Below are 23,856 nucleotides of genomic sequence, written 5' to 3'. Positions count from 1 at the left end.
GCGCTCCTGCCCGCGCCTCTACTTGGCGTTGCGCGCCAGCTCCAGCGCGTACTCCGGATACCAGTCGCCGGCCTTGGGCCCGCCCTTGCAGTCGCCGTCCGACTCCCCCGGGCGCTTGACCCAGAGATACGCCTTCACCAGCGGGTCGCCGGTCTTCGTGGTCGGCGGCTCGCCGAGCGCGCGGCCCGGCGGGTTGCACCAGTTCTCGGCCGGATCGCCTTCCGTGTAAGGACCGTTGCCGTTACGGCTGGTGTCGATCACGAACGGCTTGCCGCCGACCTTGGCCGACAGCTTCTTGCCGAACTCCTGGCTCATGTCGGTCGGGAAGAAGTTGGATACGTTGACCGAGAAACCGTCCGCCTTGTCGACGCCCGCCCGCTGGAGCGGCTCGAAGAGCGCGTCGGGCGACTGCCAGCCGGCATTGCCCGCGTCCACGTAGACCGTGGTGGCCGGCTGCTGCTTGAGCCGTTCGACGGCGCCCTTCAGCAGGTCGAAACGCTCCTCGTGGAACTCCTGGGGCGTGCACCCGTCCACCAGGTGCAGCAGCGCGTCGGGTTCCAGGACGACCGTGGCCCGCCGGTCGCCGATGCCCTTGGCGACCTTGTCGACCCACTCCCGGTACGCGTTGCCGTCGGAGGCGCCGCCCTTCGAGAACTGGCCGCAGTCACGGTGCGGGACGTTGTAGAGGACCAGCAGCGCGTCCCGGTCGGCCTTGGCGGCGGCCTCGGTGAAACCGCGGGCCTCCTCCTCGGGGCTGTCCGGGCCGATCCACTCGCCAACGGGCTGCGAGGCGATCTTCTTGATGAGGTCGGCGTTCTTGTCGTCGCCGTCCTTCGTGTAACCGGCGACCTGCTTGGCCGCGTTGCCGTCGGGGTTGACCCAGTACGGATCGGTCGCCTTGGGCTGCTGGCTCGTCGCCGGGTTCTTCTCGCCCTTGTCCTCGCCGTCGGACGAGCAGCCCGCGATGAGCAGAGCCGCCCCCGTGGCCGCCGCGCACGCCGTCACTCGAAGACCGCGGCCGGAATTGCTGCCGTACATCCACTCCCCCTCGGTGCCCGTCCAAGCCATCCTGGCACACGGGCCGGGGCCGTAACGGAGCCTCTTCGGCTTCGTGTGCGAGCTGTGACAGCGGGGTCCCGGTGACGCCGGATCAGCCATGGCGAGGTGCCTCTTTCACATCGGTGAGGTACGCCGAGACGACGACGTTCGCCGTGTACGTACGGCTCTCGCGGTCGAAGGTCCCGCCGCAGGTGATCAGTCGCAGTTCGGCGCGGTCCGGCTCGTGGGGGCCGTACACCTTCCGCGCGTCGAACTTCTCCCGGCTGTAGACCCGTACGTCGTCGATCGTGAACTCGGCGATCGAGCCGTCGGCCCGGGTCACCCGGATCTTCTCGCCGGGCCGGGTGGCGCTCAGGTCGTAGAAGACGGCGGGTTCGGTGCGGGTGTCGACGTGGCCGACGAAGAGCGCGGTGCCCGTGGCGCCGGGCCGGGCGCCGCCGCCGTACCAGCCGACGGTCTCCGGGAGTTCGTACGGCGGCGGCTCGACCGCCCCCGCGGAGTCGAGGCCACGGGAGACGACGGGTGCCTTTATGCCGACGGAGGGAACCTCGATACCGCGCGGTTCGGCGGGCTGTCGCGGGTCGCGGGCCGGCGGTGGCCGCTTCTCCATCGGGCGGCCCACGGCGGCGACGTCGCCGGTCATGGGCGCGGAGGCGCCGACGATGCCGTCGTGGCCCCAGCCCCAGAGGCCGAGCAGCAGCACGGCCCAGGCCACCCCGGTCAGCAGTCGGCCCGATCCGCTCGGGCGGTCGGTGGTCGGCGCCTCGGCCTTGTCACCCATGTCAGCCGTCTCCGCCTCTCAGTCGGAGTCCCGCGCGGCGGAACGTCTCCGGCGCACACTGCGGATCGCCACGGCCACGGCGGCGACGCCGGCGAGGACGAGACCGATCACGGTGTGGGGGGTGCTGGGGCCGGCCTCGTCCCCGGCGAGAACCGTGCTCGTCCTGCCGCCACCGCCGGCGCGCACCGGCGCGACGGGCGAGGCCTGCCGCTCGCTCGGGTGGGGCTGGGGCTGGGCGGACCGCGGCGTCCAGGGTGCCGGGGACTGCCTGCCGTTCCGGAGGGGCGCGGGCATCAGGTTCCGCGGCGGCGGGGCGGACGCCGAATGGGTCTTCCCCTCGGGCTTCGCCCTGTCCGGGTTGGCCCTCTCGGACTTCTCGGGTGTGGCCTTCTCGGACTTCGGGGAGGACTCCGGCTTGGCGGAGGTCTTCGCCGAGGGCTTGGCCGAGGGCTTGGCGGGTGGCTTGCTCGAAGCCTTGGTGGACGGCTTGGTGGACGGCTTGGTGGACGGCTTGGGCTTGGGCTTCGCCGAGTCCTTCGGAGACGCTTTCGCAGAAGCCTTCGGTGAGGGCTTCTTAGAAGCCTTCTGCTTCGCGTCGCGGTCCACCGTGAAGGCCGCCGCGCCGCGGTGATCGTGCCCGTCGCACCAGACGTCGACCTTGTACGTGCCGTCCTTGGTCGAGGACTTGATCTTCGCCTCGCCGAGCAGCGCCGGCTTCTCGTCGTCGCCCTTGCGGGCCGCGAGCTCGGAGTCGGCGACGAAGACATCGGACCGGGCGGCGACCGAGCGCGGGTTCGCGCAGCCCCTGACCTTGAGCCTCACCTCACCGCCGGGGCGGACGTCCGACGGGCTGACCGTCGCGTTCACGGAGTCGTGGGCGTCGGCGGCGGTGGTGCCGAGGACGGGGACCGCCACCATGGCGGCCACCAGCCCGGCGGCACGGAGAGCGAGCAAGCCTGAACGCATCGTGAACCTCCTGATGAAGGAAGCCTCACGCGTCTCGTCGTATCTCGCATCCGCAGCGCGCGTCGGAATGTCCGACACGCGGCTGCGACCTGCGGTTATTCAGTCAGATCCGGTCAGATCAGATCCACCAGATCGGCGATCGAGTCGACGATCGTGGACGGCCGGAACGGATAGCGGTCGATGTCCTCCGGCTTTGTCAGACCGGTCAGCACCAGGAAGGTCTCCATGCCCGCCTCAAGACCGGCCAGGACGTCGGTGTCCATCCGGTCGCCGATCATCGCGCTGGTCTCGGAGTGCGCCCCGATGGCGTTCAGCCCGGTGCGCATCATCAGCGGGTTCGGCTTGCCCGCGAAGTACGGGGCCTTGCCGGTCGCCTTGGTGATCAGCGCGGCGACGGAACCGGCTGCGGGCAGCGGTCCGTCGGCCGACGGACCCGTCTCGTCGGGGTTGGTGCAGATGAACCGCGCGCCGTCGTTGATCAGCCGGATCGCCTTGGTGAGGGATTCGAAGCTGTACGTACGGGTCTCCCCGAGCACCACGTAGTCGGGTTCCTGGTCGGTGAGGATGTAACCGATGTCGTGCAGCGCGGTGGTGAGGCCGGCTTCGCCGATGACGTACGCCGTGCCGCCGGGGCGCTGGGCATCGAGGAACTTGGCGGTCGCCAGCGCCGAGGTCCAGATGTTGTCCACGGGCACGGCGAGCCCCATCCGGGCCAGCCGTGCCTGTAGGTCGCGCGGGGTGTAGATGGAGTTGTTGGTGAGGACGAGGAAGGGCTTGCCCGAGTCCCGCAGGCGCTTGATGAAGCTGCCGGCGCCGGGGATGGGGATGCCTTCGTGGACGAGAACACCGTCCATGTCGGTGAGCCAGGAATCGATCGGCTTGCGCTCTGACATGTGACGGACTCCTGCCGTACGCAGTCTGCTGGTGGGTCCGGGGAGCACTGCTCCGTACCGCCCGGCGTTCCCCAGCCTAATCAGCTTGCGATGATCCCTCAGTGACCGGTGGCTTCCTTCCAGGAGTCCACGTAGCCGTCGAGGCTGGGCTCGATGCGCTGCCAGTTGGGCTCGAAGAGCGTGACGCCGTCGATCACCCGGGCCAGCTCGATGGCGTTCTCGTCGGTGGGTCTGACGTCCGTACGCGCGGGGAAGCCGCCGCCGATGCCGCTGACCTGCTTCTGCGCCTTCTCGGTGAGCAGGTAGTCGAGCAGCTTCTTGCCGTTCGCGCTGTGCGGGGCGCCGTCCACCAGACCCGCCCCGTAGTACATGGCGAACGTGGTCGGCTTGCCGCCCTCCCTCGCCGGGAACCAGATGCCGAGGTTCGACATGCTCTTGGACTGCGCGAAGTTCGTCTGGACGTCACCGTTCGCGACGAGGATCTCGCCCTTGTCCACCTTGGCCGCGAGCTTGAACGTGGAGGGGGTGGGGCCGACGTTGTTGTCTTCGAGCTTCCGCAGATAGTCCATGGCCGGGGCCTCGCCGCCGAAGTCCCGCATCGCCTTGATGAGAAGGCCGGTGCCGTCGCCGGCGACTCCGGGGGTGGAGTACTGGATCTTGTCCTTGTACTTGGTGTCCAGCAGCTCCTCCCAGGTCGTCGGAGGGTCCTTCAGTTCCTTCTTGTTGTATATGAAGCCGAAGTAGTTGTTGACGACGGAGGTCCACCGGTCGTCCGAGGACTTCACCGAACCGTGCACCTTGTCGGAGCCCTTCGGGTCGTACGACGCCAACAGCCCCTTGCGCTCCGCGTGTTGGATGTACGGCGGCAGGGCGACCAGGAGATCGGCGCGGGGATCGTCCTTCTCGCGCAGCGCCCGGTCCACTATCTCGCCCGAACCGGCCTCCTGGTACTTCACCTTGATGCCGGTCTCCTTCTCGAACTCGGCGAAGACCTTGTCGTACCAGCCGTCGTCCTCGACACCCTTGAGCCCGTCGGCGCTGTAGACCGTGACAACCTTCTCCTCCGAGGCACCCGAGCCACCGCCGCATCCGGCGAGCGAGGCGGTGAGGACGAGGCTGCCGGCGACGGCGGTGAGCGGAATGAAGGGGGTACGGGAGTTGCGGGGCATGACGGTTCGTATCTCCTAGCGGGAGGTGGCACGGGGCGGAGCCGGGAGCGTCCCGTACGGCTGTGCACGAACATGCCGACTCACCACCCCGTAGATCACATAGGGACCCGCGGAAATAACGATATCGAGGGCCACGCACGCGACTTCGTGGGTCGCGGGGGTGACCGGACTCCGGAATCGCTTCGTTCAGGCCCAGGACGACGATGAGATTACCGCCCGCAGGGCCGCCTGACAGCGTGTGTGCACGGATCGAGACAGGGTCAGGAACGGTTGCGGGCGCGGCGGAGGCCGAAAAGCAGGGCGCCACCGGAGAGTACGAGCAGTACGGCGCCGATCGCGGGGCCGCGGAGGGAGCCGGAGCCGGTGTCGGCGAGGGAGCCGATGCCGAGGGGGAGGGAGGATTTCTCGCCTGGGCTCGGGGAGTTGGGGGTGGGGGCCCGGGTGGTGGCGGGGGTCGTGTGGGGGGCGGGTGAGCCGGGGGCGGCGTCCGTTTCCGCCTCCGTGGTGGGGTCCGCTTCGGCGTCCGTGTCGGCGTCGCCGTTCGCATCGCCCACGGAGAAGCGGTAGTCGTTCGACTCGCCCACCCAGTCGCCGTCACCGCCGCGCCGCTGCACGGTGGCCGCGTTCGCCACGATCCTGTTGGCGTCGGCCGCTGCCGTGAAGGCCAGCCTCGCCCGTACGGTGACGGTCTCCCGGGCCGGGACGGCGAAGCCGGAGAAGCCGCCTTCGAGAACGGCGATCGTCTCGTCCTCGTCCGACTTCTCCAGCGACATGGTCCGCCAACGGCCCTTGTCGTCGGTGAGTTGGAGCCGCACCTGGTTCTCGGCGAGGGACCGGTGCCGGTCGCTGAGGACGATGACCGGGTGGATGTTGTGGCAGGCCTCGTCCGTGCTGTTGGTGAGATCGATGGACCAGACTCCGGGCGGGCCGCCGGGGCGGTACGCGTCGGGGCCGCCGTGGATACGGGTGTCGATGGGGAAGTCCGGGGCGGACGCCTTGCCGCAGGTCGGCTGCCGGTCGGCCTTTTCGGGGCCGTCGCCCGATTCGTCGTCCGTCTCCGCCACGACTGCCGTCGCGTTCGCCGTCGTCGCGGGCAGCGCGGTGGGCACGATCGTGCCGACGGCGACACCGACAGCTCCGGTGGCGCCGAGGATTCCGGTGACGAGGGCGGGGCGCAGGCGCGTGGATCGCATGGATCGCATGGCGGGGACCTTTGCTGATCGCGAAGAGGTCGGGAGGACGGGGCAGGGCGCGGGAGAACTCCGACGCTGCCACGGACCGTCCGCCCGACCGGGGAGCCACATCCCAGCCATGGTCCGAAAGTCATACAAGTGCACCTCAACGGCTCCGCCCGACGGAGCCGCCAGGACCCTACGGACGCCCCCGGCCGAAGACCCGCGCGTGCCCGAACACGGGCGCGAGCACCAGCTGCGCCGCCCCCTCCGCGACCGAGTGCGCGCCGCCGCATGCCACGGCCACCGGGACGACGGGGCCACGCGCCCGCTCTTCGAGTACGGCTCCGACTCCCGTGACGAACTCTTCCTCGGCGGCGGCCACGGCACGGCCCCCGAGCAGCACCCGGTCGATGTCGAGCAGCCCGACCAGATTCGCCGCCCCGGCGCCCAGCACCCGCGCGGCCTCGGCAAGGTCTCCGCGCGCCACCGCCGCCATGCAGAGCGCCTCGATGCAGCCACGGTTCCCGCAGTCGCAGAGCGGCCCGTCGAGCTGGATGACCTGGTGCCCGAACTCGCCCGCGCCGGTGCGGTCGCCCCGGTAGAGGGCGCCACCGAGTACGAGGCCGGCGCCCAGGCCCGTACCGAGGTGGAGATAGGCGAAGGAGTCGCCCGGCCCGCTCAGCGCGAGGCCCAGGGCTGCGGCGTTGGTGTCCTTGTCGAGGACGACGGGCAGACCGAGGCGGGCGGCGAGGGCGTCCCGCAGCGGGAAGCCGTCCCACTGAGGGAAGCCGGTGACCCGCTGGGGCACGCCGGTGGCGTGGTCGAGCGGGCCGGGCATGGCGACCCCGACGCCCAGCATGCCGCCGGGGCCCGATGCCCCGGCAGCCGGCGCGTGGGCTGCCTCGCGGGCCGCCGACTGGGTAGCCGCGTGGGACGCCGCCTCCGCCCGTACCGACTCCACCTGGGCCGCCGCGGTCTCCACGACCTCGGCCGCCCCGGCGCCCAGGTCGAACGGCACCGTGCGGGCCGCGACCTGCGTGCCCGCCAGGTCGACCACGACGGCTGTCAGCTCGTCGCGGTCCAGATGCAGGCCGACCGCGTGCGCGGCGGAGGGGACCAGGCAGAGGACGGTCCTGGGTTTGCCGCCGGTGGACGCCCGTTGGCCGGCTCCGGCCGCCAGGCCCTCCGTACGGAGCCTGGCCGTGATCTTGCTGACGGCCTGCGGGGTGAGGCCGGTGGACTCCGCGAGTTCCAGCCGGCTGATGCCGCCCTCGCCCGCCGTACGGAGGAGGTCGAGCACCAGGGCGGAGTTGTGGCTGCGCAGGGACGGCAGATTCACGCCGGTGTGCGGTGCGCGCGGGGTCGGGTGCACGCCCGTACGGACTCCGCGCACCGCCGGTACGCCGTCGCCCGAGCCGTCACTGCCTCTGCTGCCGTCTCTGTTGCCGCCGAGGGCGGCGTCACTGTTGCCCACGGTCTCATTGTCCCGCGCGCTTGCACTATGGCAACACCGTTGCTTAAGTGGAACTCATGACTGGCACCGGTACGCCTCTGCGCGTCGCACTTGTGGGATACGGCCTCGCGGGCTCCGTCTTCCACGCCCCGCTGATCTCCACGACCGAAGGCCTCGTCCTCGACACGGTCGTCACCTCCAACCCCGAGCGGCAGGCGCAGACGCGCGCCGAGTTCCCCGACGTCCGCTTCGCGGCGTCGCCGGACGAGCTCTGGGAGCGGGCCGGCGAGCTGGACCTGGTCGTGATCGCGTCGCCGAACAAGACGCATGTCCCGATCGCGACGGCCGCGCTCAAGGCCGGTCTCGCGGTGGTCGTGGACAAGCCAATCGCCGGTACCGCCGCCGAGGCGCGCGACCTGGCCTCTCTCGCCGAGGAGCGGGGCCTGCTGCTCTCGGTCTTCCAGAACCGCCGCTGGGACAACGACTTCCTCACCCTGGCCCGCCTCATCGCGGGCGGCGAGCTGGGTGACGTACAGCGCTTCGAATCGCGGTTCGAGCGGTGGCGTCCCGAGACCAAGGGCGGCTGGCGCGAGTCGGGAGCGCCCGAAGAGATCGGAGGGCTGCTCTACGATCTGGGCAGCCACGTCGTGGATCAGGCGCTGGTGCTGTTCGGTCCGGTGGCGTCGGTGTACGCGGAGTCCGACGTACGCAGGCCGGGTGCCGCGGCCGACGACGACACGTTCCTCGCGCTCACCCACACGAACGGTGTCCGCTCGCATCTGTACGTGAGCGCCACCACGGCCCAACTCGGCCCGCGCTTCCGGGTGCTGGGCTCGAAGGCGGGCTATGTGAAGTACGGCCTGGACCCCCAGGAGGCCGACCTCCGGGACGGCAAGCGGCCCAACACCCAGGAAATGGCCGGAAATTGGGGTGTGGAGCCCGAGTCGCTGTGGGGCCGGATCGGGGCCGGCGAGTCTCCGGCGACCGGCGGCGGCCATCCGGTGGAGAGCACGCCCGGCGACTACCCCGCGTTCTACGCGGGTGTCGCGCGGGCACTGCGCGAGGGTACGGCGCCGCCGGTGACCGCGCGCGAGGCAGCCGCGGCGCTGGACGTCCTGGAGGCGGCGCGGCGCTCCGCCCGCGAGGGTGTCACGGTCACGATCGGGGCCTCGTCATGACGGCGGGCGAGGGCCGGGCCCTGCCGACGGTGGACGAACTGGAGGCGCAGGAGGCCCGGTTGGTCCTGCCGCACTTCACGTACGACGACGCGTGGGCGCTCGGCAGTCTGCTCGCCGAGCTGTCGCGCGAGCGCGAGGCGCCGGTCGCGATCGACATCCGGCGGGGTGGCCAGCAGCTGTTCCACTGCGCGCTGCCGGGCTCGTCGGCGGACAACGACGCCTGGATCGACCGCAAGCGGCGGGTGGTGGAACGGTACGGCGCGAGCTCGTTCCTGGTCGGTACGCGCTTCCGCGCGAAGGGCAGCACGTTCGAGGACTCCTCCCGCCTCGACCCGGACAGGTACGCGGCCCACGGCGGCTCGTTCCCGATCGCGGTGAAGGGGGCGGGAGTTGTCGGCACGGTGACGGTGTCGGGCCTCCCCCAGGAGGAGGACCACGCACTGGTGGTGGAGGCGCTGGGGTGGCTGCTGGGGCGGATGTCGTAGCCGGGGCGGGGACGTGGTGGGCTCCGTGAGCCCGCGCGAGCTACGTGAACTCGCCTCAGCTCTTCAGCTCCAGGAAGCCCGGGACACTCGTGACAAGAAGCGTCCCGTCCCACAGACGCAGCGCGTCCTCAGGGCCCGGCGTCTCGCCGATCACGGGCCCGAAGAACGCGTGCCGGGCGCCGGAGGGGTGGGTGACGGCCAGGATCGGCGTGCCCACCTCCCCCACGACCAGGCTCATCGCCTCCGCGTGCGAGGCGCGCAGCGCCTCGTCCTGGTCAGCGATGGAGCCGGCCCCGGCCAGCGCCGCCGGCAGCCCCGCGGTGCTCAGGGCCTCGGCGATGTCGCCGATCCACTCGCGCTGCCCGCCGTCCGGCGTGGTCCACAGGGCGTCGTAGAACCTGCCGAGCGCCGCGTGCCCGTGCGCCCTCTGGATCGCGGCGCACACGCGGGCGGGGATCCAGAGGTAGCCCTCCTCGTCGCCCTCGGGGTCGACGTCCCTGCCCTCGTTCAGCACCGCGAGACTCATCACCCGCCACCGGATGTCGATCGGCCGCCGCTCCGCGACCGTGACGATCCAGGACGCGGTGACGCGGCTGAGCGGGCAGGCGGGGTCGAACCAGAAGTCGACGGTCCGGCGGTCTGCGGTGGCCACCACGAAGCGCTCCCCTCGCCGGTCCGACCCCTCGTCAAGCCCCTCCCCCGGAAGGGGAGTCACGCGTCCTTGAGCTCCTGGCGCTGCCGCCCCAGTCCCGCGATCTCCAGCTCCACGACATCGCCCGCCCGCAGATACGGCTTCGGCTCGGGCTGCCCGAGCGCCACACCCGCCGGCGTACCGGTGTTGATGACGTCGCCCGGGTAGAGCGTCATGAACTGACTGACGTAGCGCACCACTTCGGCCACCGGGAAGATCTGCTCGGCCGTCGTCCCGTCCTGCTTCGGTTCCCCGTTGACGGACAGCTTGAGCGACAGCGCCTGCGGGTCAGGCACTTCGTCGGCGGTCACGAGCCAGGGGCCGAGCGGGTTGAACGTCTCGCAGTTCTTGCCCTTGTCCCACTGGCCGCCGCGCTCGATCTGGAACTCGCGCTCGGAGACGTCGTGCGAGACGGCGTAGCCCGCGACGTGCGCCAGGGCCTCCTCGTGGGAGCCCAGGTAGCGGGCGGTGCGGCCGATGACGACGGCCAGCTCCACCTCCCAGTCCGTCTTGACGCTCTTGCGCGGTACGAGGACGGTGTCGTCCGGCCCCACGACCGTGTCCGCGGCCTTGAAGAAGATGATCGGCTCGGACGGGATGTCCGCGCCCGTCTCGCGCGCGTGGTCGTGGTAATTCAGCCCGATGCACACGATCTTGCCGATCCGGCCGACCGGCGGCCCGGTGCGCAGTCCCGCCGAGTCGACGACGGGCAGCTCGCCGGACGCGGCGGCGGCCCGTACCCGGTCGAGCGCGGCCTCGTCGGCGAGCAGCGCGCCGTCGATGTCCGTGACCAGTCCGGACAGGTCCCGCAGGGTCCCGTCCCGGTCGAGCAGCGCCGGGCGCTCCGCACCCGCCGTACCGACACGCAGCAGCTTCATGGTCTGTTCTCCCTCTGGTCGAGCGGATCGACCTGGTCGAGCGGGGGCCACACCGACGGGTTGCGGCCATCGGGGTGTTGGCCGATCGTCCAAGACATCGGATCACTCCGCAAGACCCCGTTCACACCCTGGACCGCGTCGGCACCCGCGTCGGCGCCGAGACGCCGGTACGGACTCACGCGGCGGTGGCCAGCGCGCCTGGCGCCGGTACGTCCCGGTAGAGGAAGGCCCGTTCGACGGCGGTCCATGTGGTGCTCGTCACGACGTACAGCGCGGCGGCGAGCGGGACCACGCCCACAGTGAGCAGCGTCGCGAAGGAGAGCAGCGGCATCAACTTGGTCATCGCGCCCATGCCCGGCATCGGCTGCCCGTCGGCACCTGCCGCCGGCACCGGCATGGCCGCCATCTGCCGCTTCGTACGGCGGTAGTTGAAGGTGGCGACGGCCACGACGACCGCGAAGAGGGCGACGTACACCAGGCCCGCCCCGCCGAAGATCCCGCCATCGGCGAGGGCGTCCTTCCAGCGGTCGCCGAGCGGCGCGGCGCCGAGGGAGTGGCCGAGCAGTTCGTTCGGCTCGCCGCCGATCTCCCGGCTGGAGAAGAGGTGGTACATCAGGAAGAACGCGGGCAGCTGGAGCAGGCTCGGCAGACAGCCGGAGAGCGGCGAGACCTTCTCCTTCGCGTGCAGCTCCATGATCGCCTTCTGGAGGCGCTCGGGGTTCTTGCGGTGCTTCTTGCGCAGCTCGGCAATCTGCGGCGAGAGCCGGGTGCGGGCCTTCTGGCCGCGGGCCGCCGCCCGGGAGAGCGGGTGGACCGCGAGCCGTACGCAGGCGGTGAAGAGGATGATCGCCACCGCGGTCGCGCCGCCGTGGAAGAGCGGGTCGAGCAGATCGGCGAAGTGCCCGACCAGGGAGGCGAAGCCGGACAGGAAGACGGACATGGGTGAGCCCTCCGAGGGTCTCGTCGTGCCGGATGGGATGCGCGGCGCCGGTGGTGCGGCACGGCGCGGCTCGGCATGACGACCCGCGTGGGGTCGGATCGCTCAGAGGTTCAAGGGTGGGTGAAGCGGCGAACCGGCCCTACGCGGTCGTCAGGACGGGACGCCCTGGAGCCCGGGGCCTGGTGCGGCCCCGCGCGTCGGGATCTCGCTGGGGCAGGAAGGCCGTTCGATGCTCGCGGTCGCGGATCGCCGTACGGACGCGGGTGTGCGGTACGGCGGGGGCACACCGGGCCGAGATGACCGCGGAGGCGGCGAACGCGGTGGAGGCCGCGGCGGTTGCGGCGAGTGCGACTGCGGCGGAGAGGCTGCCGGCGTCGAGGAGCAGGACCTGGAGGAGTGCGACGAGCAGGAAGAACACCGGGGCGGCGGGGCGCGGTGGCCGGGTCGCGCGTCGGATCATGGCCTGCCCCTTCCTGGTGTCGTGTGCCTGGCGTCCGGTCCCGGCGCCTGTCCCCGGCGTCTGCGTCGTGCCGCCGGGTGCGTCAGACCCCGTTCCGCTCCCTCCAGCCGTTATACACGATCCGTTTCGATGGGCAGAAGGAGACGCCGGGGGCCGAGCAGCGCCCGGCTCACCGGATCGTCCGGGTCCGGATCCAGCCCGCGCCCCGGCAGCATCTCCACATCGCGCGGCGGTACGGCGGTGCCGCAGGCCGGGCACTCGCCGTAGGAGCCCAGTTCCGTCCCGCAGGCGGCGTGGGTGAACACCCGCATCGGGAGGACGCCTTCGATGTGTTCGCGGCCCCAGAAGCCGAGGGAGCGCACGACGGGCCAGAGGGCGACGCCGCGCTCGGTCAGGACGTACTCGTCGCGCGGCGGCGACTCCTGATAGCGCCGCTTCTCCAGGATGCCGGCCTGTTCGAGGCTCTTGAGGCGGGTGGCGAGGACCGCGCGGGGGACGCCGAGATGGACGAGGAAGTCGTTGTAGCGGCGGACTCCGTAGAAGGCGTCGCGTACGACGAGCAGTGTCCAGCGCTCGCCGACGATCTCCAGTGCGCGGGCAATCGAGCACTGCTGGTTGGCGTAGTCCTTCCCGAGGGCCATGGGGTCACCTTAACAAGCTCAAGGTTCAATGAACGAACTCACCATGTTACAGTCTGCGCGAGCACGAGTTCATTCACCGAACCTTGAAAGGTGTCGTCTCGCATGTCCCCGACGCCCGCGTCCGCGAGTCCTGCCACCTCCACCACGGGCGATGGCGGCAGGGGCGGCGGTACGCCCCGCCGCTCCGGCCCCCACCCCGCCGCGACGCTCGCCGTGACCAGCGCGGCCACGACCGTCGCGCTCATGAACTACACGGTCCCGATGCTCGCGCTCCCGGACCTGGCCGCCGACTTCGGCACCGCCATATCCGCGCAGGCCTGGCTCCTCAACGGCGCCCCGCTCGGCCTCGCGGCCCTTCTGCTCGTCGCGGGCAGCCTCGCCGACGACTACGGCAGACGTCGGCTCTTCCTCGCGGGCACGCTCGGCCTCGCGCTCACGACCGGACTCGGCGCGCTCGCCGACTCCACCCTCACCTTCACCCTCGCCCGCGTCGCGCAGGGCGCCGCCAGCGCCGCGATCATCGCCAGCAGCCTCGGCCTCCTCGTCCACGCTTTCCCGGCGGGGTCCGCGCGCGTCAGGGCGACCGGCGTCTGGGGCGCGTTCGTGAGCGCGGGGATCGCCACGGGGCCGCTGCTGGCCGGCGGCCTCGGCTCGTACGGCTGGCAGCTGCCGTACGCCGTACTCGCCGCGGCGGCCCTCGTCACCGCGGTCCTCGCCTTCCGTACGCTCACCGAGTCCCGCGCGCCGCGCGGCGGACGGCCCGACCTGCTGGGCGCGGTCGTGCTGGGGCTGGCCATGACCTCACTGGTCGGCGCGCTGACGCTGGGCCGCGACGGGTGGCTGCGTACGCCGGTGATCCTGCTGCTGGTGGCCGCCGCCGTACTGACCGGGGTCTTCGCCGTCGTGGAGCGGCGCGGTGGCGCTCCGCTGATCGATCTGGGGCTGCTGGGACGGCGGCCGTTCCAGGCGGCCACGTCGGGGGCGCTGTTCACGGGGCTCGCGGTGATCGGGCTGTTCAGCTATCTGCCCGCGCTGCTCCAGCGCACGCTCGGCATCTCCCCGATGGGCGCGGCGGGCCTGTTCGTGCTCTGGTCGGGCACGGGCTTCCTGGTCGCCCTCCAGACCCGCCGTATCGCGCACCGCGTGGCCGCCCGCCACCAACTGGCGCTCGGCTTCCTCCTGCACGCGGCCGGCGCCCTGTCGATGCTGGGCGCGGTGGGCGCGGGGTCGTGGGGGCGGCTCGTACCGGGGCTCGTCGTCGGTGGCGTGGGCAGCGGCCTGCTGAACGCCGCGCTGCCCCGCCTCTCCGTCGAGTCCGTCCCGCAGGAGCGCGCGGCGATGGGCTCGGGCGCGAACAACACGGCCCGGTACATCGGCTCCGCGGCCGGCGTCGCGCTGATGATCGCGGTGGCGACCTCGGCGGACACCCCTCAGCGGGGCACGGACCTGGCGATCACGGTGTCGGCGGCGGTGACGGTACTGGGTGCGGCGATCATGCTGGCGCTGCGGCCCGGCCCCCGCGGTGACGGCGGGTGACGCCCGGTTCCCGTAGCCCGAACACCCTCCGCCCCGACCGGCGTACAGCAGTACGGTGTGGACCATGCGCCCCGACATCCCTGCCGACCACACCACCGAGGCCGAGCGCCTGCTCCGCACGGCCTCCCGGTACCCCGAGGACCGCGAGCCCCTGCTTCTCCAGGCCGCCGCCCATCTGGAACTGGCCGGCGCCCGCGACCGCGCCACCGGCCTCTACGACGACCTCCTCGCCGGCACCCCGGACCACCCCCACCTGGTGAAGGCGCTGAAGGCCGCCAACCTGTGGGAGTACGGCCACGAGGCCGAGGCCCGCGCGATCATCGACGGCCTGCGCATCGCCGAACCGCTGGAACCGGCGCCGTGGGAGATCGTGGCGGAGACGCTGGAGGCCCACGACGAACTCGAAGCGGCCCACGACTCCTACACCACGGCCCTCAACCTGCTCCTGACCCCCGGCGAGGAAGTCCCGTACTCCGCCGGGTCCCTCCTCCTCGGCCGCCACCGCCTGCGCCGCCTGCTGGGCCTGGAGCACGACGACTGGGACGCCCTGGGCGACCAGGTGAACAAGACGTCCGTGCCCCTGGACGAACTCCACGACCCCAAACGCCTCTGGGCCCTCGGCTCCGACAACCCGGCCGAACTCCAGGCCGAGATCGTCCGCCTGCGCGCCGAACTGGGCTCGTACCGCTCGGCTCTCTCCCGCCCGTTCCCGGTCGCGGTCCTGCACTGGCCGGAGGCGGAACTGACCGAACTCCTCACGGCGTACCCGGCCCTCCGCACCGAATACCCCTCCCGCGAGGCCCACCTCGCCCAACTGGAGTCCTCCCTCCGCGAACTGGCCTCCACGGGCACCCCCAACCTGGGCATCGTGACGGGCACGGTCCCCTCCTACGAGGCCTTCGCAGCCTCGGAGTCGGCTTCCCCGTCGGACCCGACGCTGCTCCCCCAATACGCCACCACCTTGGCGGCCCGCGGCCGCGCCACCCCTTGGCCCCCGGCCCGCAACGCCACGTGCTGGTGCGGCTCGGGGAAGGCGTACAGGGAGTGCCACGGGGCGGGTTGACCCGGGGGAAGAGTCGGGGACGGGGAACGAACCAAGTCACGGCGTCGCGTTCGACCGGACTTCGTATCTCGCTGCGCGGGGCGGCCGGCACAATGCCCAGATGCCCAAAGTCGTTCCCTCGTCCGCCGCTGTCTCGGCCCGTATGAGCCGTCAGGCTTCTCGCGACACGGCCCCGGAGGTCGCTGTGCGCAAGATCCTCCACGCGGCCGGGTTGCGCTACCGCGTGAACGTACCCGTCCCGGGCATGCCTCGCCGAACGATCGACATCGTCTTCGGCCCGGCCAAGATCGCAGTCTTCCTCGATGGTTGCTTCTGGCACGGCTGCCCCGAGCACGCGACCCGACCCAAGTCGAACGCCGAGTGGTGGCGCGCGAAGTTGGACAAGAACATCGCTCGGGATCAGGAAACCACCGAGCACCTCGAAGCCGAGGGATGGACGGTCCTACGATTCTGGGAACACGAGGATCCGAAGGACATTTCACGTACCGTCGCCCGGACCAGAGAGGCGACTTCGTCGCCACATCGGCCACCGAAAAGCGGAACGTGATCCTCCCCGCACTTCTCGTGGCGGGTTTCCACACCCACTGTCAGCCCCAACCGCTACGGTCACTAATCATCGTATTAGTTGCAGGTTCTCCAAGGCGAGGAAATGACCCACGACTGGAAGTTTGACGTCCCCACCGTGGGGAGCAAGCGCCTGCCGCCCGACGCGAGATACATGGAGGCACTCAGCAGCCAGGGGTACGGCTTCGAGATCGCCATTGCCGACCTGGTCGACAACTCAATCGACGCCGGGGCGAACGATGTCGTCATCCACTTCCTCCGTGATGGCGATCAGCTCGTCAGCCTCCTGGTCGTGGACGACGGCCGCGGCATGGACGAGACGGCCCTCGACGTCGCGATGACCGTGGGTGGACGACGCGACTATGCCGTCGACGCGCTCGGCATGTTCGGTACGGGGCTCAAGTCCGCCTCGCTCAGCCACGCGTCTGCCGTCACCGTCGTCAGCACCACCAAACGCACTCGCACAGCCGGCCGCCGTTGGATGATGGAACGCGCCCTCTCGGGATTCCACTGCGACATCGTCGATCCCTACTACGCCCAGACGTTGATCGATCGCTACGACAACAAACGCCCCATCGAGTGGCAGGGCACCGTGGTTCGCTGGGACGGTGTCAAGGATTTCCCCAAGCACGGGGGCGGAGGCCAGACCGACCGTTACCTCCACAGGACAATCAACAAGTTGGGCCTTCACCTCGGCCTCCATCTGCACCGATTCCTGGCCCGCGACGACTTCAACATCACCATCGCCGTGGAGGACGTGCGGACCGGAACGATCTACATGAACTTCGGTGTCGAACCTCTCGATCCCTTCGGCTATCCGGTCTCGGGCCATCCCGACTACCCCCGGAAATTCACCGCGTCCCTGCCCTCGTTCGGTGACGTCACGTTGGACGCCCACGTCTGGACGCCCAAGTCGAACCTCGACGAGTACAAAGCCGTCGGTTCGGTCATGGAGCGTCAGGGCTTCTACTTCTACCGGCACAACCGGCTCGTCCAGGCCGGAGGTTGGAACACTTTTCGTCAGCCCGAACAACATCTTTCATTGGCACGCGTCGCCATCGATCTTCCGAACTCCCCCGGTGATGCCTTCCGTCTCACCGTGAAGAAATCCGGCGTCGAGGCAGCCCCGCAGTTCGCCTCCGCGCTCGAATCGGCGGCAGACGGCGACGGACGCACCTTCCTCGACTACCTGACATCGAGCGACACGACCTATCGGGATGCGCGTAAACGCGCCGGCACTGCGCGCAAGCCGGTACTGCCTCCGGGCAAGGGCCTCGACCGCGCCGTACGAGAAACGATCGAGGAGGAACTTCCGATCATCCCGCACGAGGATGCGATCGCACTCCGCTGGCAACGACTCGACAACGAACTCTTTTTCGAGGTCGATCGGCCAACTCGTTCGATCGTCCTCAATCAGCACTACCGGGCAGCGATTCTGGGTGGGCGCCGCGGTGGACTCAACGACGCGCCGTTGATCAAGTCCCTGATGTACGTGCTGCTGCACGACGTGTTCGAGAAGGAGTACAGCGGCAGCCGCGAACGGGACAACTTGCAGCTCTGGCAGTCGATCCTCGTCTCGGCCGCGCGAGCCGAGCTCGACAGAGTGGGAGACCATGACTGACGAGCCGTTCGTTCCATGGCGCTCTGTCGAGTACTACCTCGGCGAAAACCAGGCGACAACCTACCGGTTGTCCGCGCCCTCGGCTCATCCCGAAGTCTCCTATGTGGTCGGCGGCAACGAGGAAATCGCCCTCTACGTGGAACTGGACAGTCGTCACAAGCCCCCGACGTCGCCCCTACCACTGATCCGCATCGATCAGATCGCCGAGCGGGGCATGCGTATGGCTCGCATCAGAACCACCCAGGCCGCCCTCGTCCGTGACTTCCACGATCTCTTGAACGCCGTGGCCGACCGGATCGTCACTCATGAGCGCACGTTGGATCAGGCCTTCGCCGAAACAGTAAGAGCCTGGAGCGCTCTCCTGGAACGTCCGAGGGGCCTCGGAATGCAGAAACGTATCGGTATCCTCGGTGAGCTCTGCGTCCTTGTCTCCATCGCCCACGCCCGCGACTGGTCCGCCGCCGTGCAGGCTTGGAAGGGCCCGTACGGCGAAGAACACGACTTCGGGCTTCCGGACTTCGACCTCGAAGTGAAAACGACCGCTTCCGAGCAACGCAGCCACACGGTCCACGGTCTCGGCCAATTGACACCGACCGATGAGCGCCCTTTGTGGCTTCTCTCTTTGCAGGTCACACGAGGTGGCGCCCAGGGGCGTTCGCTGCGGGACTCCGTTCAAGCCGTACGCCACGAGATCACAGAACAGGCTCCGGAGTCTCTCGATCTCTTCGACGAACAACTCTCCGCATCGGGTTGGGATCCCGAACTGCCGGACGACGAGCGCTGGCACATGCGCAATGACCCCGTCGTGCTTCCGGTCGACGACCGACTACCGCGTCTCGACATGAGAACGGTGCCGGCGCACGTGCGGGATCGGGTGCGCGACGTGACATACACACTCGATGTGAGTGGCCTGCCGCAACCGGCCGAATTCCCCTTTGAACTGCACGAGATCCGTATCCCGTAAGCCGAGGAATGATGATGAACAGCTCCGAACTGCTGCGGCTCACCCTGCACACCTCAGCCCTTGCCGGGATGGACAGCCGACCCAAGAATCTCCTCCGCGCCTTGGAGTATCAATCCGAGGAGGAGGGGCCGGAGGCTGAACTGCTCGCCACCGAGGCCGACTTCTTCGAGACTCTCAATGCTGCCCACGCCACGGACCAGTTCGTGGAACTGTGGCGCAAACAGATGACGCAGTGGGACTACTCGGAGAACCCCACATGGACGGAGACCGAGCCGCGCACAGAGGAACGCCGCGGATCCGTCCTGACGCTCCTGGGGCTGGCAGAAGCAACCGGGAAGATCCTCAATTCCCTGATCCCCGTTCCCAAGGAGACGGGACCGGTTGTCATCAGCGAGATCTTCAAACCCTGGTACACACCTCAGTCGCAGCAAGGCCGCAGTTGGTATTGGCCCGCATACCGTCAACTCCTTTCGGAGAAGGGCTGGTCCGAGACTGCGGTCGCAAGCCTGGACGCGGCTTCCGACCGCGTCGTGGAGCGCCTGGCGGACCCCACGGCTCGCAGCGCCTACCAGTCCAAGGGCCTGGTTGTGGGATACGTCCAGTCGGGAAAGACCGCCAACTTCACCGGCGTCATCGCCAAGGCAGTGGACTCGGGGTACCGCCTGGTCATCGTCCTCGGTGGCACTCTCAACCTCCTGAGGGCACAGACACAGCGCAGGTTGGACATGGAACTCGTCGGCCGCGAGAACATCCTGCGTGGGGCCTCCGAGTACGAGTCCGACTACGCCGACGACCCGGCATGGCCCCAGGGTAAATTCCTGTCCCACGGCGGACTGCCCTCCGCCCTGGGCGGTTTCGACATCGTCCGTATGACTACACGGGACAACGACTACAAGAGTCTGCTCCAAGGAATCGTGGCGCTGGAATTCGAGAAACAGGAACCCGCACTGCCTCTGCACGATCCGCGCAATCTCCACCGTTCATCCGCCCGCTTGATGGTGGTCAAGAAGAACAAGAGCGTGCTCGGAAAACTTGTCAAAGACCTCAACAAGATCAAGACGCCGCTCTCCGAGATCCCGGTCCTGATCATCGACGACGAGTCCGACGAAGCATCGGTCAACACCGCGAATCCCAACAAGCAGGACTCCGAACGCACCGCGATCAACGACAAGATCTCGGAACTCCTCCGCCTTCTCCCCCGCGCCCAGTACGTCGGCTATACAGCGACCCCCTTTGCGAATGTCTTCATCGACCCCAGCGACGCCGAGGACATTTTCCCCAAGGATTTCATCGTTTCCCTGCCGCGACCCGCCGGGTACATGGGTGTCCAGGACTTCCACGACTTGGACTCTCCGATCCCTCTGGATGATCGCAGCTTCGCCAACTCCAACGAGAAGGCACATGTCCGCGACATCCATCTGGAGTCGGAGGAAGACGACACCGCTCTTCAGCAGGCGATGGACATGTTCGTGCTCACTGCGGCCATGAAGCTCTACCGTGAGAGCAACGGGCTGGGAGACCGCTACTTCCAGCACCACACCATGCTGATCCACGAGTCGGTCCGTACGGCCGACCACCGCGCGCTGCGGGGCCGGGTCCACAAAATGTGGTGGTCCGCCGGTTACACCGGTCCGAACGGTCATGCCCGATTGCGCGACCTCTTCGAGAAGGACGTCGCTCCGGTCTCGCGCGTACGAGCCGACGGATTCCCCGTGCCGGCGTCGTACGAGGAACTTTCGCCGTACGTCGGCGCTGCGGCCATCCGTATCGGCGGCGACGATCAACCGATCGTCGTGGTCAACGGCGACACGGACATCGAGAACGGCGAAGCGGACTTCGACAAGCGGCCCCTGTGGAAAGTCCTTATCGGCGGCCAGAAGCTCGCCCGCGGCTTCACTGTCGAAGGCCTGACCGTCACGTACTACCGCCGCCGCACCAACAACGCCTCCACCCTCATGCAAATGGGCCGGTGGTTCGGTTTCCGCAAGGGATATCAGGATCTGGTCCGCCTCTATCTGGGTCGGGAGGAGACGATGGGCACGCGCGACATCGACCTGTACGAAGCCTTCGAGGCAATCTGCCGCGACGAAGAGAGCTTCAGGGACCAGTTGCAGCAATACTCGGCCCGGATCGACGGCGAGTCCCAGGTCACGCCCGCGCAAGTGCCTCCCCTCGTGTCACAGCACCTGGCCTGGCTCCGCCCCGCGAGCACCAATAAAATGTACAACTCCCGCCTGGTGGAGATCCATTCACCGGGCAAGTGGGAGGAACCGACCGCGTACCCCTCCGGAACACCCGCCCTACGGCACAACACTCAGTTGTGGATGCCGATCCTGGAGTCGTTGTCGAGCGAACCGAGTACGTTCGCGTACCACTTCGACGACGAGGCGACGACACACCACCGCTTCGACGCCCTCTCCGGAACAATCTCCTCCGACGAACTCCTGACTCTGCTACGAGCGCTCAAATGGGATGCTGCGGGAAGGTTCGACCCGCATCTCACCTACCTCGAAGACATCACTCTCGCCTCACCGGCCAAGGTGGACGACTGGGTCGTCCTGGCTCCCCAGCACTCTTCCATGAACAAGCGGCTTCCCGTGGGCACTTCCTCACGGCCCTTCTCCTGGTTCGGCCGCCGGCGCCGGCGCGGTGACGTCTTCGGCGCCATCAGCGAGCCCAAGCATCGCGCGGCCGCACTGCGCATCGCGGGCGCATTGCCCCATGGAGGAAACACGACAACCGAGCAGTACGTCGCGGAACGTCGTGGAGTCGTATCCCTCTACCCCGTGGTGGAACCTGAGCACCGGCCCGAATTCGAAGCCTCTGGCCGAATGGATCCGAGCAGGGTTGTGATGGCGTTCACATTTGTCGCTCCGGCGACCGCACGCAGTCGTGACGGGAAGGTGATTCGATTCACTACGATCGATTCCAAGGACACGTGACAGTCGGTACACGGAGTTCGTTGTCGATGTCGGGGGAGACATGCGCACGCAGGAAGCACGGTTCACCGCGATCGAGTTGTGCGCGGGCGTCGGCGGGCAGGCGTTGGGGCTCGAGCAGGCAGGATTCGATGTGGTTGCTGCGGTCGACATCGATCCGAACACCTGCGCCACCCTCGCTCGCAACCGCCCGGGGTGGTACACGGTCTGCGACGACCTCAAGCGCATCGAACCGGTGAGTCATCAACCCATGGACTACGCCGACGTTCTGAGTTGCGGCCTCCCCCGATCCCCCTACAGCATCGCGGGCAAACAACTCGCAACGAATGACCGTCGCGACGTTCTTCGGGCGACGCTCGACATGGCCGCATACATCAGGCCGCGAGTTCTCGTCATCGAGAACATCCCAACGTTTCTCCGTGCCCCGAGGTTCGAATCCGAGCGGGCCGCAGTTCGGGAGTCGATCGAAGACCTGGGCTACGAAATGGTGTCGTCCACGCTGACGGCCACCGATTTCGGCGTACCGCAACACCGGACGCACGGATTCGTGATCGCCATGCACGCGGAGGACATGACCCACTTCACGTGGCCCACTCCCACCTCGAAGCGCTGTCCCACCCTTGGCGAAACCCTCTACGAGTCGATGGCCTCAGCGGGGTGGCCCGAGGCTGCCGACTGGGCCGCCAACGCCTCGGAGCCGGCACCTCTGATCATGGGCGGCGCCACCGGCCGAGGGGGCGCCGACCTCGGGGCCAGCCGCACGAAGGCGCTTTGGGCCCGTTGGGGCATCTACGGTGGGAGCATCGGCAACTCGGTACCGGGACCCGACTTCCGAAGAGACTTCGACATCGAGCCGCGCCACGGTCTGCCGAAACTAACGGTCGACCAAGTCGCACTGCTCCAAGGCTTTCCCACCGAGTGGCAGATCGTCGGCGGGAAGACATCGGCGTACCGACAGATCAGTCAGACCACGCCTCCACCCGTGTCCGCTGCGCTAGGTCGACAGATCATGGACGCTCTCCGACGGTCCGCTGATACTCTCTGAAGGACCCGGCCTGGTGCCCACGTGTCGCCCGAAGAGCCCCGCATCGGTGGGACCGCGTCCCAATGGATCTTCGCGGCAAGTACACTCACGCAACATGGTGACCACCTCGATCAGTACTGCCTCGGCAGCGACAAACGCCGAACCCACGATCAAGGTGGTTGACCTGTTCTCGGGTGCGGGCGGATTCTCTGCGGGATTTCGCGCCTACCAACCCGCCGGGTCGGGGTCGTCACCGTTCGAATCCGTGGCTGCTGTGGAATTCGACGAGGCGGCGGCGGCAACCTACGCGGCCAATTTTGGCTCCGCACACGTTGCCAACATCGATATCAGCAAGTGGGACACCCTCCCCTACGAGGGAGAGAAGATCGATGTCATCATGGGCGGCCCCCCGTGCCAGGGTTTTTCGGCGCTCAACAGGGACAATCCCGCAAAAAAGCCTCCGAAGGCAAACGATCCACGAAATCTTTTGTGGCGCGAGTACATGCGTGTTGTCACCAGGATCAAGCCCAAGATTTTCGTCCTGGAGAACGTCGACCGCTTCTTGAAGTCCCAGGAATTCGAGGATCTCAAAGCATCGACCGACCCCGGCGGGGACCTGGATGACTACACGTTGCGCTGGAAAATTCTCAACGCAGCGGACTACGGTGTCCCGCAGGCCCGCAGACGGGCAATCGTCATCGCGACGCGGAATGACTTGGGAACAGCTCTGGAGCACCCTCTCCCCACCCACGCGCGGAACGCCGGCGGAGCACAGGCCACCCTCGATGAGGAATCTGACGAGATTCGGCTCCTCCAGCCCTGGGTGGTGGTCGGTGACGCCGTTTTCTCGCATACGCGGAAGACCACGAGCCGGATCAACCTCCCGGAACGCACGGACAAACCTCTGGGTGTCGTCCTGCCGGGCCCCTACAAGACCACTGAGCTTCACATCGGACGAAGTCCTACGCCTCTTTCCCTGGCGAGATACCGAGCAATCGGTCCCGGTGGCAATCGCCATGATCTCAGAAATAAATCAGCCTTGGTCCTCGGCGAACAGACGTATTTGTCCACGGAGAGCTGGGACAAACATAATTCTGGTTCCGGCGATGTGATGGGACGTATGCATGCGGACCGTCCTTCCGTTACTATCCGCACAGAGTTCTACAAGCCTGAGAAAGGGCGCTACCTCCACCCTGTGGCTGATCGTCCCATCACCCACTACGAAGCAGCGCTCATTCAGGGATTCCCCGCCGACTTCAAGTGGTTCGGCAGCAAGGTGCAGATTGCCCGCCAGATCGGCAACGCCGTTCCCGTCGGCCTTGGCCGAGTACTGGCTCAGGCCATTCATGAGCGGCTGCGCGGCTGATCAAGGTTTG

Annotated in this window: 22 protein-coding genes; 10 read left to right on the top strand and 12 right to left on the bottom strand. The window is 68.4% G+C overall.

Translation table 11 applies throughout. From position 1 onward, the window contains the following. Window positions 1-18 precede the first annotated feature (18 nt). The 7 genes from OIE74_RS25090 to OIE74_RS25060 form a co-directional block, all read right to left on the bottom strand. On the bottom strand, window positions 19-1,038 hold the full coding sequence (locus OIE74_RS25090; RefSeq protein ID WP_329387319.1) for a glycoside hydrolase family 6 protein: 1,020 nt from the start codon (window positions 1,036-1,038) through the stop codon (window positions 19-21). Between the two features lie 112 nt (window positions 1,039-1,150). Further along, entirely contained in the window at window positions 1,151-1,840 is a 690-nt protein-coding gene (locus OIE74_RS25085; RefSeq protein ID WP_329387318.1) for a class F sortase, read from the bottom strand. 18 nt (window positions 1,841-1,858) lie between these two features. After that, the gene (locus OIE74_RS38665) at window positions 1,859-2,806 is read right to left on the bottom strand and encodes a hypothetical protein (RefSeq protein ID WP_443076221.1); all 948 of its coding nucleotides are present in this window, start codon (window positions 2,804-2,806) and stop codon (window positions 1,859-1,861) included. A 113-nt stretch (window positions 2,807-2,919) separates the two neighbouring features. After that, window positions 2,920-3,699 (bottom strand): HAD-IIA family hydrolase, encoded by a 780-nt coding sequence (locus tag OIE74_RS25075; RefSeq protein ID WP_329387316.1) that lies wholly within the window; start codon window positions 3,697-3,699, stop codon window positions 2,920-2,922. 98 nt (window positions 3,700-3,797) lie between these two features. Continuing rightward, on the bottom strand, window positions 3,798-4,868 hold the full coding sequence (locus tag OIE74_RS25070) for a 2-aminoethylphosphonate ABC transporter substrate-binding protein (protein WP_329387314.1): 1,071 nt from the start codon (window positions 4,866-4,868) through the stop codon (window positions 3,798-3,800). A 260-nt stretch (window positions 4,869-5,128) separates the two neighbouring features. After that, complete coding sequence (locus tag OIE74_RS25065; protein ID WP_329387312.1) at window positions 5,129-6,061, bottom strand: hypothetical protein; 933 nt, start codon at window positions 6,059-6,061, stop codon at window positions 5,129-5,131. A gap of 178 nt (window positions 6,062-6,239) precedes the next feature. After that, window positions 6,240-7,436 carry an ROK family transcriptional regulator gene (locus OIE74_RS25060; RefSeq protein WP_329392432.1) on the bottom strand — a complete coding sequence of 399 codons (1,197 nt, stop codon included), beginning with the start codon at window positions 7,434-7,436 and terminating at the stop codon, window positions 6,240-6,242. 137 nt (window positions 7,437-7,573) lie between these two features. Here OIE74_RS25060 and OIE74_RS25055 point away from each other — a divergent pair, with 137 nt between their 5' ends. Then, complete coding sequence (locus OIE74_RS25055; RefSeq protein WP_329392431.1) at window positions 7,574-8,674, top strand: Gfo/Idh/MocA family oxidoreductase; 1,101 nt, start codon at window positions 7,574-7,576, stop codon at window positions 8,672-8,674. Next, a complete protein-coding gene (locus OIE74_RS25050) occupies window positions 8,671-9,159 on the top strand; it encodes a heme-degrading domain-containing protein (RefSeq protein WP_329387310.1) in 489 nt (162 codons plus the stop codon). Before OIE74_RS25055 ends, OIE74_RS25050 begins: the two co-directional genes overlap by 4 nt. Window positions 9,160-9,214: 55 nt before the next feature. On the opposite strand, the gene OIE74_RS25045 is transcribed toward OIE74_RS25050, so the two are convergent. The 5 genes from OIE74_RS25045 to OIE74_RS25025 form a co-directional block, all read right to left on the bottom strand. Continuing rightward, entirely contained in the window at window positions 9,215-9,814 is a 600-nt protein-coding gene (locus OIE74_RS25045) for a mycothiol-dependent nitroreductase Rv2466c family protein (RefSeq protein ID WP_329387308.1), read from the bottom strand. 56 nt (window positions 9,815-9,870) lie between these two features. Then, window positions 9,871-10,728, bottom strand: coding sequence for a fumarylacetoacetate hydrolase family protein (locus tag OIE74_RS25040; protein WP_329387306.1), 858 nt, complete (start codon window positions 10,726-10,728; stop codon window positions 9,871-9,873). Between the two features lie 175 nt (window positions 10,729-10,903). Further along, window positions 10,904-11,668: a YidC/Oxa1 family membrane protein insertase gene (locus OIE74_RS25035; protein ID WP_329387304.1), complete on the bottom strand. Its 765-nt coding sequence runs from the start codon at window positions 11,666-11,668 to the stop codon at window positions 10,904-10,906. 139 nt (window positions 11,669-11,807) lie between these two features. Beyond that, a complete protein-coding gene (locus tag OIE74_RS25030; protein WP_329387302.1) occupies window positions 11,808-12,128 on the bottom strand; it encodes a DUF6412 domain-containing protein in 321 nt (106 codons plus the stop codon). 110 nt (window positions 12,129-12,238) lie between these two features. Further along, window positions 12,239-12,769 (bottom strand): winged helix-turn-helix transcriptional regulator, encoded by a 531-nt coding sequence (locus OIE74_RS25025; RefSeq protein ID WP_329387300.1) that lies wholly within the window; start codon window positions 12,767-12,769, stop codon window positions 12,239-12,241. Between the two features lie 102 nt (window positions 12,770-12,871). On the opposite strand from OIE74_RS25025, the gene OIE74_RS25020 reads away from it, so the two are divergent. The 8 genes from OIE74_RS25020 (at window position 12,872) to OIE74_RS24985 (ending at window position 23,846) form a co-directional block, all read left to right on the top strand. Beyond that, complete coding sequence (locus OIE74_RS25020) at window positions 12,872-14,305, top strand: MFS transporter (protein WP_329387298.1); 1,434 nt, start codon at window positions 12,872-12,874, stop codon at window positions 14,303-14,305. Window positions 14,306-14,369: 64 nt separating this feature from the next. Continuing rightward, the gene (locus OIE74_RS25015; RefSeq protein ID WP_329387296.1) at window positions 14,370-15,368 is read left to right on the top strand and encodes an SEC-C domain-containing protein; all 999 of its coding nucleotides are present in this window, start codon (window positions 14,370-14,372) and stop codon (window positions 15,366-15,368) included. 100 nt (window positions 15,369-15,468) lie between these two features. Continuing rightward, complete coding sequence (locus OIE74_RS25010) at window positions 15,469-15,915, top strand: very short patch repair endonuclease (protein WP_329387294.1); 447 nt, start codon at window positions 15,469-15,471, stop codon at window positions 15,913-15,915. 102 nt (window positions 15,916-16,017) lie between these two features. Further along, entirely contained in the window at window positions 16,018-17,553 is a 1,536-nt protein-coding gene (locus OIE74_RS25005; RefSeq protein WP_329387292.1) for an ATP-binding protein, read from the top strand. Continuing rightward, window positions 17,546-18,517, top strand: coding sequence for a PD-(D/E)XK motif protein (locus OIE74_RS25000; protein ID WP_329387289.1), 972 nt, complete (start codon window positions 17,546-17,548; stop codon window positions 18,515-18,517). Before OIE74_RS25005 ends, OIE74_RS25000 begins: the two co-directional genes overlap by 8 nt. Before the next feature lie 14 nt (window positions 18,518-18,531). Continuing rightward, window positions 18,532-21,459, top strand: a complete 2,928-nt coding sequence (locus OIE74_RS24995) for a Z1 domain-containing protein (RefSeq protein ID WP_329387287.1) — start codon at window positions 18,532-18,534, stop codon at window positions 21,457-21,459. Between the two features lie 40 nt (window positions 21,460-21,499). Next, window positions 21,500-22,501 (top strand): DNA cytosine methyltransferase, encoded by a 1,002-nt coding sequence (locus OIE74_RS24990; RefSeq protein WP_329387285.1) that lies wholly within the window; start codon window positions 21,500-21,502, stop codon window positions 22,499-22,501. Window positions 22,502-22,595: 94 nt separating this feature from the next. Further along, window positions 22,596-23,846 (top strand): DNA cytosine methyltransferase, encoded by a 1,251-nt coding sequence (locus OIE74_RS24985; RefSeq protein WP_329387282.1) that lies wholly within the window; start codon window positions 22,596-22,598, stop codon window positions 23,844-23,846. The last annotated feature ends 10 nt before the right edge of the window (window positions 23,847-23,856 follow it).

Origin of the sequence: Streptomyces sp. NBC_01716 (genome assembly GCF_036248275.1) — a bacterium.
Taxonomy (GTDB): Bacteria; Actinomycetota; Actinomycetes; order Streptomycetales; family Streptomycetaceae; genus Streptomyces.
The sequence above is the reverse complement of the archived record's forward strand: the minus strand, read 5'-3'. Positions and strand labels throughout refer to the sequence as shown.

Bases quoted from the DNA above. Each gene is read 5' to 3' on its own strand.
- OIE74_RS25090 (WP_329387319.1), bottom strand. From the start codon at position 1,038: ATGTACGGCAGCAATTCCGGCCGCGGTCTTCGAGTGACGGCGTGCGCG.
- OIE74_RS25085 (WP_329387318.1), bottom strand. From the start codon at position 1,840: ATGGGTGACAAGGCCGAGGCGCCGACCACCGACCGCCCGAGCGGATCG.
- OIE74_RS38665 (WP_443076221.1), bottom strand. From the start codon at position 2,806: ATGCGTTCAGGCTTGCTCGCTCTCCGTGCCGCCGGGCTGGTGGCCGCC.
- OIE74_RS25075 (WP_329387316.1), bottom strand. From the start codon at position 3,699: ATGTCAGAGCGCAAGCCGATCGATTCCTGGCTCACCGACATGGACGGT.
- OIE74_RS25070 (WP_329387314.1), bottom strand. From the start codon at position 4,868: ATGCCCCGCAACTCCCGTACCCCCTTCATTCCGCTCACCGCCGTCGCC.
- OIE74_RS25065 (WP_329387312.1), bottom strand. From the start codon at position 6,061: ATGCGATCCACGCGCCTGCGCCCCGCCCTCGTCACCGGAATCCTCGGC.
- OIE74_RS25055 (WP_329392431.1), top strand. From the start codon at position 7,574: ATGACTGGCACCGGTACGCCTCTGCGCGTCGCACTTGTGGGATACGGC.
- OIE74_RS25050 (WP_329387310.1), top strand. From the start codon at position 8,671: ATGACGGCGGGCGAGGGCCGGGCCCTGCCGACGGTGGACGAACTGGAG.
- OIE74_RS25040 (WP_329387306.1), bottom strand. From the start codon at position 10,728: ATGAAGCTGCTGCGTGTCGGTACGGCGGGTGCGGAGCGCCCGGCGCTG.
- OIE74_RS25035 (WP_329387304.1), bottom strand. From the start codon at position 11,668: ATGTCCGTCTTCCTGTCCGGCTTCGCCTCCCTGGTCGGGCACTTCGCC.
- OIE74_RS25030 (WP_329387302.1), bottom strand. From the start codon at position 12,128: ATGATCCGACGCGCGACCCGGCCACCGCGCCCCGCCGCCCCGGTGTTC.
- OIE74_RS25025 (WP_329387300.1), bottom strand. From the start codon at position 12,769: ATGGCCCTCGGGAAGGACTACGCCAACCAGCAGTGCTCGATTGCCCGC.
- OIE74_RS25020 (WP_329387298.1), top strand. From the start codon at position 12,872: ATGTCCCCGACGCCCGCGTCCGCGAGTCCTGCCACCTCCACCACGGGC.
- OIE74_RS25015 (WP_329387296.1), top strand. From the start codon at position 14,370: ATGCGCCCCGACATCCCTGCCGACCACACCACCGAGGCCGAGCGCCTG.
- OIE74_RS25010 (WP_329387294.1), top strand. From the start codon at position 15,469: ATGCCCAAAGTCGTTCCCTCGTCCGCCGCTGTCTCGGCCCGTATGAGC.
- OIE74_RS25005 (WP_329387292.1), top strand. From the start codon at position 16,018: ATGACCCACGACTGGAAGTTTGACGTCCCCACCGTGGGGAGCAAGCGC.
- OIE74_RS25000 (WP_329387289.1), top strand. From the start codon at position 17,546: ATGACTGACGAGCCGTTCGTTCCATGGCGCTCTGTCGAGTACTACCTC.
- OIE74_RS24995 (WP_329387287.1), top strand. From the start codon at position 18,532: ATGAACAGCTCCGAACTGCTGCGGCTCACCCTGCACACCTCAGCCCTT.
- OIE74_RS24990 (WP_329387285.1), top strand. From the start codon at position 21,500: ATGCGCACGCAGGAAGCACGGTTCACCGCGATCGAGTTGTGCGCGGGC.
- OIE74_RS24985 (WP_329387282.1), top strand. From the start codon at position 22,596: ATGGTGACCACCTCGATCAGTACTGCCTCGGCAGCGACAAACGCCGAA.